At 48.1% G+C, this 12,723-nt stretch carries 12 protein-coding genes; all 12 read left to right on the top strand.

Annotated elements, in window-relative coordinates:
• The first annotated feature begins 29 nt into the window (after window positions 1-29).
• The 12 genes from purM (at window position 30) to AOA56_RS11295 (ending at window position 12,501) form a co-directional block, all read left to right on the top strand.
• Entirely contained in the window at window positions 30-1,055 is a 1,026-nt protein-coding gene (gene purM, locus AOA56_RS11350) for a phosphoribosylformylglycinamidine cyclo-ligase (protein ID WP_053769687.1), read from the top strand.
• The gene (gene purN, locus AOA56_RS11345) at window positions 1,049-1,675 is read left to right on the top strand and encodes a phosphoribosylglycinamide formyltransferase (RefSeq protein WP_053769686.1); all 627 of its coding nucleotides are present in this window, start codon (window positions 1,049-1,051) and stop codon (window positions 1,673-1,675) included. Before purM ends, purN begins: the two co-directional genes overlap by 7 nt.
• Window positions 1,676-1,750: 75 nt before the next feature.
• The gene (gene purD / locus AOA56_RS11340; RefSeq protein ID WP_053769685.1) at window positions 1,751-3,025 is read left to right on the top strand and encodes a phosphoribosylamine--glycine ligase; all 1,275 of its coding nucleotides are present in this window, start codon (window positions 1,751-1,753) and stop codon (window positions 3,023-3,025) included.
• A 152-nt stretch (window positions 3,026-3,177) separates the two neighbouring features.
• A complete protein-coding gene (cysK, locus tag AOA56_RS11335; protein ID WP_053769684.1) occupies window positions 3,178-4,110 on the top strand; it encodes a cysteine synthase A in 933 nt (310 codons plus the stop codon).
• A 94-nt stretch (window positions 4,111-4,204) separates the two neighbouring features.
• Window positions 4,205-4,579 (top strand): GntR family transcriptional regulator, encoded by a 375-nt coding sequence (locus AOA56_RS11330; protein WP_048620456.1) that lies wholly within the window; start codon window positions 4,205-4,207, stop codon window positions 4,577-4,579.
• Between the two features lie 20 nt (window positions 4,580-4,599).
• Entirely contained in the window at window positions 4,600-7,038 is a 2,439-nt protein-coding gene (locus AOA56_RS11325) for an ATP-dependent Clp protease ATP-binding subunit (protein WP_053769683.1), read from the top strand.
• Between the two features lie 68 nt (window positions 7,039-7,106).
• Entirely contained in the window at window positions 7,107-7,520 is a 414-nt protein-coding gene (locus AOA56_RS11320) for a hypothetical protein (RefSeq protein ID WP_024733280.1), read from the top strand.
• 130 nt (window positions 7,521-7,650) lie between these two features.
• Window positions 7,651-9,006 carry a DNA repair protein RadA gene (gene radA, locus AOA56_RS11315; RefSeq protein WP_024733279.1) on the top strand — a complete coding sequence of 452 codons (1,356 nt, stop codon included), beginning with the start codon at window positions 7,651-7,653 and terminating at the stop codon, window positions 9,004-9,006.
• A gap of 76 nt (window positions 9,007-9,082) precedes the next feature.
• Window positions 9,083-9,736, top strand: coding sequence for a TetR/AcrR family transcriptional regulator (locus tag AOA56_RS11310; protein ID WP_024733278.1), 654 nt, complete (start codon window positions 9,083-9,085; stop codon window positions 9,734-9,736).
• Window positions 9,737-9,817: 81 nt separating this feature from the next.
• Window positions 9,818-10,543 carry an ABC transporter ATP-binding protein gene (locus AOA56_RS11305; protein WP_048620359.1) on the top strand — a complete coding sequence of 242 codons (726 nt, stop codon included), beginning with the start codon at window positions 9,818-9,820 and terminating at the stop codon, window positions 10,541-10,543.
• A complete protein-coding gene (locus tag AOA56_RS11300) occupies window positions 10,527-11,249 on the top strand; it encodes a hypothetical protein (RefSeq protein WP_024733276.1) in 723 nt (240 codons plus the stop codon). The genes AOA56_RS11305 and AOA56_RS11300 overlap by 17 nt, the downstream gene beginning before the upstream one ends.
• A 4-nt stretch (window positions 11,250-11,253) precedes the next feature.
• The gene (locus AOA56_RS11295) at window positions 11,254-12,501 is read left to right on the top strand and encodes an MFS transporter (RefSeq protein ID WP_048620358.1); all 1,248 of its coding nucleotides are present in this window, start codon (window positions 11,254-11,256) and stop codon (window positions 12,499-12,501) included.
• Window positions 12,502-12,723 lie beyond the last annotated feature (222 nt).

Raw genomic sequence — 12,723 nt, 5'->3', positions numbered from 1 at the left:
AAAAAACACGATCTGATGGAGGAACGATCATGGATTATAAGAACGCAGGTGTGGATATCGAAGCAGGTTACAAGTCAGTGGAGCTGATGAAGGAGCACATCAAAAAGACGATGCGCCCTGAAGTCATCGGGGGACTTGGTGGATTTTCCGGTGCTTTCTCACTGGAGAAGATCAAGGAGATGGAAGAGCCTGTATTATTGTCCGGTACAGACGGATGTGGAACCAAGGTAAAGCTCGCCATGGTTTTGGACAAGCATGACACAATCGGAATTGATGCAGTGGCAATGTGTGTCAATGATATTGCATGTGCAGGAGGAGAGCCTCTATTCTTCCTGGATTATATCGCATGTGGAAAAAATGAGCCGGAAAAGATCGCTGCCATCGTAAGCGGTGTGGCAGAGGGCTGTGCACAGTCCGGCGCTGCTCTGATTGGAGGAGAGACGGCAGAACATCCGGGCCTGATGGCAGAGGACGAATACGATCTGGCAGGATTTGCTGTTGGTGTCTGTGATAAGAAAGATATGATTACCGGGGAACACTTAAAGGAAGGCGACGTACTGATCGGCCTTGCTTCTTCCGGCGTACATAGTAACGGATTCTCTCTTGTAAGAAAAGTATTCGATATGAGCAGGGAGTCTCTGGAGACTTACCATGAATGTCTGGGATGTACTCTTGGTGAGGCTCTGCTTGCCCCGACCCGGATTTATGTAAAAGTATTAAAGACCATCCGGGAAGCAGGAGTGACCGTCAAGGCATGCAGCCATATCACAGGAGGCGGCTTCTATGAGAATGTACCACGTATGTTAAAAGAGGGCACCCACGCCGTAATCCGCAAGGACAGTTATGAAGTACCGGTTATCTTCGATATGCTTGCAAAGGAGGGCGACATCGAGGAGCACATGATGTATAATACATTCAACATGGGAATCGGAATGGTAATCGCTGTAGACGAGCAGGATGTGGAGGCTGTACTGTCCGCTGTCAAAGCGGCAGGCGACAAGGGCTTTGTCATCGGAACGATTCAGGCAGGAGAAAAAGGAGTCACATTATGCTAAGAGTGGCGGTACTGGTATCCGGGGGCGGCACCAATTTACAGGCCATTCTGGATGCGGTTAAGGCAGGAACGATCGACAATACCGAGGTTGTCGGGGTGATCAGCAACAATAAAAATGCGTATGCGCTGATAAGAGCTCAGAAAGCGGGGATTGAAGCGCACTGCGTTTCTCCAAAGGATTTTGAAGAGCGCGGGGAGTTTAATGCGGCACTTATGGATACGATTGATGCGTTGTGCCCGGACTTGATTGTACTTGCGGGATTTTTGGTGGTAATTCCGTCAGAACTCATCCGTAAATATGAAAACAGGATCATCAATATCCATCCGTCCTTGATTCCGTCTTTTTGTGGGAAAGGTTATTACGGTCTGAAAGTTCACGAAGCGGCACTGGCCCGTGGCGTGAAAGTAACCGGAGCGACGGTGCATTTTGTGGATGAAGGGACGGATACGGGGCCGATTCTTCTCCAGAAAGCGGTGGAAGTACGCACGGGTGATACGCCTGAGGTGCTTCAGCGGCGTGTGATGGAGGAGGCCGAGTGGAGGATTCTGCCTGAGGCGATCCAATTGATAGCCAATGGAAAGGTAGCTGTCAAAGACGGACAGGTTATGATTCAGAAATAGAGAGTAAAAGGGTATTGGATGCAATAGAGATCAGCAATACCCTTTTTCTGGTTGATACGAGAAGGAGGATGTCAGATGAAAGTAATGATTGTAGGAGGCGGCGGCAGAGAACATGCGATTGCAATGAGCGTAGCAAAGAGTGAGAGGGTAGAGAAGATTTACTGTCTGCCGGGGAACGCGGGGATCGAGGCAGTGGCGCAGTGCGTGCCGATCGGCCCGATGGAGTTTGAGAAAATCCGGGATTTTGCAAAGGAGCAGAAGATCGACTTAGCGGTGATCGGAATGGATGATCCGCTGGTGGGTGGCCTGACTGATATTCTGGAGGCGGAAGGAATCCGTACATTCGGACCCCGAAAAAATGCTGCCATTCTCGAAGGAAGTAAGGCTTTTTCTAAGGATCTGATGAAAAAATATCAAATTCCAACTGCTGCCTACGAAAATTTTGATAATGCAGACGATGCGCTTTGTTATCTGGAGAGAGCAAGCTACCCGATCGTACTCAAAGCAGACGGTCTTGCACTTGGAAAGGGCGTTCTGATCTGTAAAAGTTTTGAAGAAGCGAAAGCGGGCGTCAAAGAGATCATGTTGGATAAGAAATTCGGGGCTTCCGGAAATACAATGGTTGTGGAAGAGTTTATGACTGGAAGAGAAGTTTCTGTGCTGTCTTTCGTGGACGGAAAAACAGTAAAGACAATGACGTCCGCCCAAGACCACAAGCGTGCGAAAGACGGAGATGAGGGACCAAATACCGGAGGAATGGGGACCTTTTCTCCAAGTCCGTTCTATACAGAAGAAATCGCACGGTATTGTGAAGAACATATCTTCCAGCCGACGGTGGATGCAATGCGCACGGAAGGCCGGGAATTCAAAGGCATCATTTTCTTTGGCCTGATGTTGACGGAGGACGGGCCGAAGGTACTGGAGTATAATGCAAGATTCGGTGATCCGGAAGCACAGGTTGTTCTTCCAAGAATGAAAACGGATATTGTGGATGTAATGGAAGCCTGCATCGACGGAACGCTCGATCAGGTGAACCTGGAGTTTGAAGATAATGCGGCGGTTTGCGTTGTGCTGGCGTCCGATGGTTATCCGTTGGCATACGAGAAAGGAATTCCAATCGAAGGTTTTGAGAAGTTTGAAGGGAAAGACGGATATTACTGTTTCCACGCCGGCACGAAGAAAAATGAGCAGGGGCAGATTGTCACCAATGGAGGACGTGTCCTTGGAATTACGGCAAAGGGAGCTGATCTAAAAGAAGCGAGGAAGAATGCCTATGCAGCGACGGAGTGGATTTCCTTTGCTAATAAGTATATGCGCAACGATATTGGAAAGGCGATCGATGAGGCGTAAGAAAAGATGAAAAGAGAACATTCATAGAGAAATGGGCAGGGCAGATGCAGGAAAATGGCGTCCGCCTTGCCTTTTTAATTTGTTGACTCGGATTGCAAAAGGAGATGGAAGGGCATATAATAAGAAGAATGAAAAGAAAAGGAGAAAAACAGATGGTTTATGAGAATATACTTGAGGCGGCGGGGAATACTCCATTGATTCGTCTGCATCATATGACAGGAGAGGAGGATGCTCAGATTTTTGTGAAGTTTGAGGCAGTAAATGTGGGCGCCTCTATTAAGACGAGGACGGCCCTTGGTATGATCAAAGCGGCCGAAAGAGAAGGAAAGATCACCAAGGAGACGATCATTGTGGAGCCGACCAGCGGTAACCAGGGGATTGGTCTGGCACTGATTGGGGCAGTGCGTGGATACCGTACCATTATCATCATGCCGGATTCCGTCAGTGAAGAGCGCAGAAAGCTGGTCAGACAGTATGGAGCCGAGGTCCGGCTGATCCACGATGCCGGAAATATCGGAGAATGTATCCGGGAGTGCATGGATACTGCTCTTCGCATGGCAGCAGAAGATCCTCGTATCTTTGTGCCTCAGCAGTTTGAGAATCAAAATAATGTCCGTGTTCATTATGAGTGGACGGGGAAGGAGATTTTGGAGCAGGCAGATTGTAAGGTGGACGGATTTTGCTCCGGTATCGGAACAGGAGGAACAATTTCAGGAGTCGGAAAGGCATTAAAAGAGGCAAATCCAAAGACTCTTATCTGGGCTGTGGAACCGGAGCAGGCGGCGATTTTGTCCGGTAAAGAAGTGGGAAGTCATTTGCAGATGGGGATCGGAGACGGTCTTGTGCCAAAGATTCTGAACCAGCAGATTTATGATGATATTGTCATTATCACAGACGAGGAGGCTCTGAAAACCGCAAAAGATCTTGCGGCAAAGGAGGGGCTCATGTGCGGCATCACAGGAGGCACGAATGTGGCGGCAGCGCAGAAGATGGCCAGGAAACTCGGAAAGGGGAAGACCATTGTCACGATCTTGCCGGATACTGCGGAGCGTTATTTTTCCACACCACTTTTTGACGAGCAGTAGGATGCGGGGAAAAATCTTTTCTTGCAAAACCGTGACATCTGTTATATTATGGATGTAACAAACGAAAGAAAAGGGTGAAGTGTTTATGAAAGAAATTATGATCGAGATTGATTTTAACAGCGACGAGGCTATTTATATGCAGCTCCGCAATCAGATCATTATGGGGATCGCGCTTTCTGCGGTTCGGGATGGGGACACACTTCCCTCGGTCAGGAAGCTTTCAGAGCAGATTGGCGTGAATATGCACACGGTCAACAAGGCATATGCCGTACTGAAACAGGAGGGGTTTATTCAGCTTGACAGAAGAAAAGGTGCAGTGATTGCAGTCAGTGAGGATAAGCTTCAGGCGCTGGAAGATATGAAACAGCAACTCCGCATGGTGCTTGCACGAGGCTACTGTAAGAATATCACACGGGAGGAAGTACACAAGCTGGTGGATGAGATTTTCCACGAATACGAGACCGAGTAATTCAGATCAGGAGGACAGACATGGAAAACAGATATACAAAGCAGGCCCGGGAAGCTCTGGATGCGGCCGAGGTTTATGCAAAGGAATTGAAGCATCCTTATATTGGTACGGAGCATCTGCTTATGGGACTGAGGACTTCCATTTCCGGGGTGGCGGCTCAGGTGTTGGAGATGAACGGCCTGAGAGAAGAAGATGTGCGTAAGGTTGTCGGAGAGCTTGTCTCAAGAGTCGGAGATGAGCCTTTTGCAGGAAGGCCAAAGGAGAGCCCGAGACTTAAGTTTATTTTGGAAGAAGGGCGGAAGATGGCAGAGCGCTTCCGGATGCCGGAAGTAGGGACGGAGCATCTGCTGCTTGCCATTGTGCGGGATACAGACTGTGTGGCAGCCCGTATTCTTATTACACTGAATATCAATCTTCAGAAAATTATGCAGGACTGCCTGACGACTATCGGGGAAAATCCGAAAGCTCTGTCAGACCGTGGTGATGGCACAGGCAAAGGCTCTGTGTTGGAGCAATTCTGTACCGATCTGAATGCTCTTGCGGAAGACGGTAAGCTGGATCCGGTGGTCGGCCGGGAAGAGGAGATGCAGAGACTGATGCAGATCTTAAGCCGCAGGACGAAGAATAATCCGTGTATGGTGGGGGAGCCGGGAGTCGGTAAGACGGCTATCATTGAGGGGATCGCACAGCGAATCGCGAAAGAAGCGGTTCCGGAGAAGATGAGGGACAAACGGATCTTCTCCTTGGATTTGGCGGCGCTGATCGCCGGTTCCAAGTACAGGGGAGAGTTTGAGGAGCGGATGAAGAGGCTGGTCGGAGAAGTCCGGGCTGCCGGTAATATCATCCTTTTTCTCGATGAGATTCATACGGTTGTGGGTGCAGGGGGAGCAGAGGGCGCCATGGATGCGTCCAATATTCTCAAGCCATCTCTGGCAAGAGGGGAGATTCAGCTTATTGGAGCTACGACGATCACGGAATACCGGAAGTATATTGAGAAGGATGCCGCTTTGGAGCGCAGGTTTCAGCCGGTGATGGTGGAGGAGCCGTCAAAAGAAGAGACGATCAGGATTCTGGAAGGGATCCGGGGAAAATACGAGGTACATCACAGAATTGAGATCAGTCAGGAGGCCATTCGGGCTGCGGTGATGCTTTCTGACCGGTATATCAGTGATCGTTTTTTGCCGGACAAGGCTATCGACGTGTTGGATGAGGCGTGTTCGAAAGCTGCTCTTAGGGGCTACAAGATGCCGGAACAGATAGAAGATCTGGAGCAGATCATCGGGGAACTGAACCAGGAGCTGGAGGACGCCATTAAAGAGAGAAATATGGAGAAGGCTGCTCTCCTTGCAGCAGACAAAAATCAGATTAATGAGAAATTAAAACGGGCGAAAGCCAGAAGAGAGCGGCAGCAGCAAAAGCTCCGTATCGCTCTGACGGAGGGAGATATTGCGGACGTAGTATCCGAATGGACGCGGATTCCGGTTCAGCGGCTTGCTCAGTCTGAGACGGAGCGGCTGAAAAAGCTGGAGGCGACTCTCCATAAGAGAGTGATCGGACAGGAGGATGCGGTAAGTGCAGTAGCAAGAGCTGTCAAGAGGGGGCGTGTAGGTCTCAAAGATCCGTCACGGCCGGTGGGCTCATTTTTGTTCCTGGGACCGACCGGAGTCGGAAAGACCGAACTTTCCAAGGCACTTGCTGAGGCTCTCTTTGGGAATGACGAGTCGATGATTCGAATCGACATGTCCGAATATATGGAGAAACACAGTGTGTCAAAGTTAATCGGTTCCCCTCCGGGATATGTAGGACACGAAGACGGAGGACAGCTCAGTGAGAAAGTCAGAAGACATCCGTATTCGGTGGTACTCTTTGACGAGATTGAGAAAGCCCACCCGGATGTGTTCAATATCCTGCTTCAGGTATTGGATGACGGTCATATCACAGATTCCCAGGGGCGGAAGGTAGATTTCCGTAATACGGTCATTATTATGACGTCTAATGCCGGAGCCCAGTCCATCGTGGACGCGAAACGTCTGGGATTCAATACGGTACAGGACGAGAAGGAAGATTACAAGAAGATGCAGAGCAATGTGATGGATGAGGTGAAGCGCATTTTTCGTCCGGAGTTCCTAAACCGGATCGATGAGATCATTGTATTCCATGCGCTTACTGAAAGCGAGCTGGAGAAAATCGTTGGGCTTTTGTGTCAGGATTTGATTCAGAGAGCAAAAGAGCAGCTTGATATTACCTTAAAGATCAAAAGCGCCGCAAAGAAACTGATAGCGGAGGCAGGCACGGACCGTAAATATGGGGCAAGACCGCTCAAGCGTGCCTTACAGACGAAGCTTGAGGATCCACTGACGGAGGCAATTTTAAATGGTGAGATCAAACGGAGCGATCTGGTGGAGACAGGTGTTTCTAAAAATGAGATAAAATTTTCGGTGAAAGAGACAAAGAACTAGAAAAAAAGAATCGTTTATTATATAATGAGACTACGGTAAATATAAGATACGACCAGGAGGAAAAAGACATGACAGCAGTCAAAGAGTTACTGAGGGCGAATGAAGATGGAACGATCAGCTTCGGCGATTATACCTTATCTTCCAAGACGAAGAAGGAAGGATTCGAGTTTGAGGGAGACATTTATAAGGTAAAGACATTTTCGGAGATTACAAAGCTGGAAAAGAACGGCATGTTCGTCTATGAATCGGTCCCGGGAACTGCAGTAGAGCAATTTCGTGCGGAGGAAAGCGGAGTGTCTTTCCATGTGAGCGGGAACGAGGATGCTCAGTTTACACTGGAGCTGGAGGCAGACAGCGAGTACACGGTATATCTGGATGATGTGAATGCGGGAAAGATGAAGACAAACCTGAGCGGGAAATTAAGTGTCAGTACAGAGCTGCAGCCGGATCAGACTGTTTGTGTGAAGATTATAAAGGCTTAATACAAAGAGAAGGCAAAATGCTGCAAAGATCAGAGAATGGCTTTGCGGCATTTTTTCTTTGAACGATGTCTTTCAGGGACAAAGAGTCTGGTGTCGGGAAAAGAGTTCGGAATTAGAAAGAGGAAATGTGATGGCTAAAGCAAAAAAAACAGTATTTTTCTGTCAGAACTGTGGACATGAGGAAGCCAAGTGGTTGGGACAGTGTCCAGTCTGCAAGGAATGGAATACATTTGTAGAAGAGAAAAAGTTGCCTGAGAAAGGGAGTGAGTCGGGAATCCGCAGAAAGGCAGAGCCCATTTCCCTTTCCAGGATTGAGACGAAAGGCGAGGAGCGGATCCGGACAGAGATGGAAGAGTTGGACCGTGTACTTGGCGGAGGGATTGTGAAGGGATCTCTGGTGCTGGTAGGGGGAGATCCTGGCATTGGGAAATCCACCCTTTTACTACAAGTCTGCCGGATTTTAGGGGAGAAAGGTGAGGAGATCATCTATATTTCCGGAGAGGAATCCGCAAGACAGATTAAGCTTAGAGCCGACCGGATGGGAAAGTTTGACGATCGGCTTTCTCTGTTGTGTGAAACGAATTTGGAGACGATCGAGGAAGTTATCCGAACAAAGAAGCCGCATATTGCGGTCATTGACTCCATTCAGACAATGTACAGCGAGGAGATTGGATCCGCTCCGGGAAGTGTGTCCCAGGTGCGGGAGGCAACCAATACCCTGATGCACCTGGCAAAGGGAATGGGCATTACAATCTTTATTGTCGGGCATGTAACCAAAGAGGGGACGGTGGCAGGCCCAAGGGTACTGGAACACATGGTGGACACAGTGTTGTATTTTGAAGGAGACCGTCATGCTTCCTACCGGATTCTCAGAAGTGTGAAGAACCGATTCGGATCCACCAATGAGATCGGCGTGTTTGAGATGCGGGAGAATGGACTTCAGGAGGTGAAGAATCCGTCTGAATTTATGCTGAACGGCCGGCCGGAACACGCTTCCGGTTCGGTTGTCGCCTGTTCCATGGAAGGAACGAGACCGATTCTGCTTGAGATTCAGGCTCTCGTATGCCGGACAAACTTCGGGATGCCGAGGCGTACAGCGGCGGGGACTGACTACAACCGGGTCAATCTTCTGATGGCGGTGCTGGAAAAAAGGCTGGGTATGGCGCTTGCGGACTGTGACGCTTATGTAAATATAGCAGGGGGGATCCGGATGAATGAGCCGGCTATTGACCTGGGCATCGTTCTGGCTCTTGTCTCCAGCTATCAGAACAAGCCGGTGGATCCATATACGATTGTCTTCGGAGAAGTGGGATTAAGCGGAGAAGTTCGGGCAGTCAGTATGCCAAAGCAGAGAGTCATGGAGGCAAAGAAACTTGGATTTCATACCTGTATTCTGCCGGGGGTCTCTGTAGAGAGTGTCGGAGAAGTGTCGAAGATGAAAATAATTGGTGTGAAAAATGTGAGCGAAGCGATACAGCATTTATAAAAAACTGTTGACAAACATACCGATAGTATGATAAATTTGAAACATACCAAAAGTATGTAAAAGGAAGTGAGCGGAAATGGCACGAAACAAGCATCCCGAGGAGACGGTTGGTCGGATCCTGGATGTGGCAAGCCGCCTGTTTCTGGAGAAGGGATACGAGCATACCTCTATTCAGGATATCATCAACAACTTGGGAGGACTGAGCAAGGGAGCGATTTACCATCATTTTAAGTCAAAAGAGGAGATCCTGATTGCGGTAACAGACAGGATGACCGCAGAATCCAATCACATGTTGGCACAGATTCGGGATGCTTCCGGACTTAATGGAAGAGAAAAACTGAGGTGGATTTTTAAAGCCTCCATCAATCGGCCTGTCCAAAATGACATTTTTTCTGTAGCGCCGGATTTTCGAAATAATCCAAGACTTCTGGACAGTCTTTTACGGGAGAGCGTGGAAGAGGTGGCGCCGCAGTACATTCTTCCGATTATTCGGGAGGGGATTGAAGACGGATCGATTCAGACCGAATATCCGGAACAGTTGGCGGAATTGATTATGTTAGCAGCCAATATTTGGATGAATCCGATGGTATTTGACAGCAGTCCGCAGGAGTCCTTAGGTAAATTTATGGTGTTCCGGCAGATGATGAGCGGACTTGGTGTTGATATTGTGGATGAAGAGATGATTCGGAGACTGGCAGAACTGACGGACATTTACAATCGGAGAAAATAAAAAGGGAGCCTGCCCTGAAGAAAGGGCAGTTTTCTTTTAAATTTATACATACCGACGTTTGGTATTAAAAGGAGGAAAAAGATGATTGTTGTAAGAGGAATCGGTATCGATAAAAATTTCGGGGCAGAACCAGTGCTTTCGCAGTGCAGTATCTCCCTTCAAAAAGGTGAAATCTATGGTCTGGTCGGGATCAACGGAGCCGGAAAGACGACACTGATGAAAATTCTGCTTGGACTGCAAAGACCGGATGAGGGAATTGTCGAGTTGTTTGGGAAGGAGCCAAGTGAGGACAGAGGGTATCTGCTAAAAATCGGGAGTATGATCGAGAGACCGGTTTTTTATGAGCATCTCAATGCTATAGAGATACTGGAAATGCATCTCAGATATATGGGAAAAGAAGCTTCAGTGTCCGGGATGCTCGATCGTGTCGGATTGTATCATGCCAGAAAAAAGCCGGTGTCCAGTTATTCCCTTGGTATGAAGCAGAGGCTGGGATTTGCGAGAGCCTTGATTCACCGCCCTGAACTGATTGTTCTGGATGAACCACTGAATGGGATGGATCCAGTAGTAGCGGCAGAGATGATCCAGATGTTGAAAGAAGCGGCACAGAATGGAGCGGCTATTCTTCTCTCAAGTCATATGCTTGGTGAAATGCGAAAGACGGCAGACCGGATTGGGGTTCTGACAGGTGGATGTATCCGACGTGAAATTACAGAGAAAGAAGAGATCCGGGATCATCCGCAGGAGATGGAAGAAGAGTTGGTGACGTTGATGAGGGGAGGCGTAACAGATGAGAAAACTGTATGACTTGGAAAAGGAGAAAATTTGCTGGAAACCCTGGATGATTTCCGGTGTCGGGATCTGGACGGGGCTTGTGGCAATGGGACTTTTATTGTTTGCCGTAGCCTGTTCGGAGGGAACGGGAGGCGGGCAGTCATCAGAAGACCTGATTTTGTTTAGCTGGGAGGGACAAATCGCCCTATTGTCAGCGCTTGATTTTGCCTGTGGGAGCATTTTTGCCGCAGCACTGGCCTCCCGTGTGGTAGTACGGGACTATGGGAAAGACTATGCATCCGTTTTGCTTCTTTATCCAATGAACAGAAAAAGGATGTTTCGGGCGAAAGAGCTGCTGATTAGTTTGCGTACTGTGCTTTTATGTTTGCCGGCACTTCTGATTGCCACAGGAATTCTGGCATTTGTGGCGGCAGTGGCGAGGGTTCGCCTTTCAATACAGTCTCCTTGGTTTTGGATCAGTGTCCCGGCAGCAGGACTTCTTGTCGGATTGATGGCGTCAGCAGTTGGTATGATTTCCGCTTATGCCGGATGGAAACGGAAATCCCAAATGGCCAGTATTGTCTGCGGGATTCTGATTGTATGTCTGGTGTCAAACGGGATTGTCATCATGCCAAAGTATCTGACAGCGGTTCTGATGGGAATGGCAGTTTTTATTTGTGTGTTCGCCGGAGTGCTGTGTGGGAAATTGGAACAGAATATAGAAAAAATGGAGGTATAGGGATATGAAAGAGAAAGGATTTTCTAAAGATTTTATTATGGTAGTAATTGGACAGATTATCTCTCTGTTCGGAAACGCAGCACTCCGGTTTGCGCTCCCATTATATCTGCTCAATCAGACCGGGTCGTCGGCACTCTATGGCACTGTGACTGCCTGTGCGTTTCTTCCGTCCATCGCAATGTCACCTATTGGAGGAATTGTGGCAGACCGGGTAAATAAACGAAATATTATGGTGGCACTTGATTTTTTGACAGCTGCGGTTGTTGGAGGACTTGCGGTTTGCCTTCGGTTTGGAAACGAGGTGCTGCTGATTGCGCTGACACTGATGCTTTTATATGGAATTGCAGGAGCATATCAGCCGTCTGTGCAGGCAGCTATCCCAGTGCTTGTCAGACAGGAGAAGGTGATGAGTGCAACTTCTATTATTAATACAGTAAGTTCACTTTCCTCCTTGACCGGTCCGGTTCTCGGTGGAATTCTATACAGTATGTATGGCCTGGTTCCGGTGCTCATATTATGCACCACTTGTTTCTTTGCCTCTGCGGTAATGGAGATATTTATACATATTCCTTACCAGAAACCAGAAAAACATGACCACATTGTTAGGATTCTGAAAACAGATTTTGCACAGGGAATCCATTTTGCATGGAAAGAAAATCGGAAGATCGGGGATGTTGTGCTGATTATCTGTGGAATCAATCTTTTTTTATCTGCTATGATGATTGTAGGAATCCCATATCTTGTGACAGAAGTACTGGAACTGGCAAATCAGCTTTGTGGTTTTGCGGAAGGCGCCCTTGCGGCCGGTGGACTTGTAGGAGGAATTTGTGCGGGTATTTTTGCAAAGAGACTGAAATTCAGTCAGGCTGGAAATCAGATTATGGCTGCGGCAGCGAGTGTCTTCCCGATGGCAATCATTCTTTTTTTACCGGTTTCGGCAATAGTAGTCTATGGAGTAATGATGGTATGCTGTTTTGGGATTATGATGTTTGCTACTATTTTCACTGTACAGATGATGTCCTATGTACAGATCGTAACGCCCCGCAATCTGACGGGGAAGGTCATTGCCCTTGTTCTGATGGTATCCACCTGTTCTCAGCCTCTTGGAAATGCGATGTATGGGATTCTATTTGAACTGTGTCGGGGAGCAGAAGCATTTGTCGTACTGTTTTCAGGAATTGTGTCATTTGCGCTTGCGGCTGTGACAAGAAAAAGCTTTCAGAGTATGGAGACAGAATATAGAAATGCATAAAGAAAAAAGATAAAAAAAGTCGAAAAAAGAAGTTGACATTTATAAGCACAGATGATATGATATAACACGTTCCGCTGATAAGTGTCAGAACAAAACATCAAATGCAGATGTCTGGCCCGGGCGGATCCCGGATAGAGAGACCGGGACGCCGGATCAGAAAACTGGAAAAAAGATGAAAAAAACACTTGACACAGAGGAATGGATGTGATAATCTAATATAGC

It is taken from the genome of Sellimonas intestinalis (assembly GCF_001280875.1).
GTDB lineage: Bacteria > Bacillota > Clostridia > Lachnospirales > Lachnospiraceae > Sellimonas > Sellimonas intestinalis.
This window is presented reverse-complemented; position numbering and strand designations above follow the sequence as displayed.

Coding starts and splice junctions, on each gene's coding strand:
- purM (WP_053769687.1), top strand. CDS start 30: ATGGATTATAAGAACGCAGGTGTGGATATCGAAGCAGGTTACAAGTCA.
- purN (WP_053769686.1), top strand. CDS start 1,049: ATGCTAAGAGTGGCGGTACTGGTATCCGGGGGCGGCACCAATTTACAG.
- purD (WP_053769685.1), top strand. CDS start 1,751: ATGAAAGTAATGATTGTAGGAGGCGGCGGCAGAGAACATGCGATTGCA.
- cysK (WP_053769684.1), top strand. CDS start 3,178: ATGGTTTATGAGAATATACTTGAGGCGGCGGGGAATACTCCATTGATT.
- AOA56_RS11325 (WP_053769683.1), top strand. CDS start 4,600: ATGGAAAACAGATATACAAAGCAGGCCCGGGAAGCTCTGGATGCGGCC.
- AOA56_RS11320 (WP_024733280.1), top strand. CDS start 7,107: ATGACAGCAGTCAAAGAGTTACTGAGGGCGAATGAAGATGGAACGATC.
- radA (WP_024733279.1), top strand. CDS start 7,651: ATGGCTAAAGCAAAAAAAACAGTATTTTTCTGTCAGAACTGTGGACAT.
- AOA56_RS11310 (WP_024733278.1), top strand. CDS start 9,083: ATGGCACGAAACAAGCATCCCGAGGAGACGGTTGGTCGGATCCTGGAT.
- AOA56_RS11305 (WP_048620359.1), top strand. CDS start 9,818: ATGATTGTTGTAAGAGGAATCGGTATCGATAAAAATTTCGGGGCAGAA.
- AOA56_RS11300 (WP_024733276.1), top strand. CDS start 10,527: ATGAGAAAACTGTATGACTTGGAAAAGGAGAAAATTTGCTGGAAACCC.
- AOA56_RS11295 (WP_048620358.1), top strand. CDS start 11,254: ATGAAAGAGAAAGGATTTTCTAAAGATTTTATTATGGTAGTAATTGGA.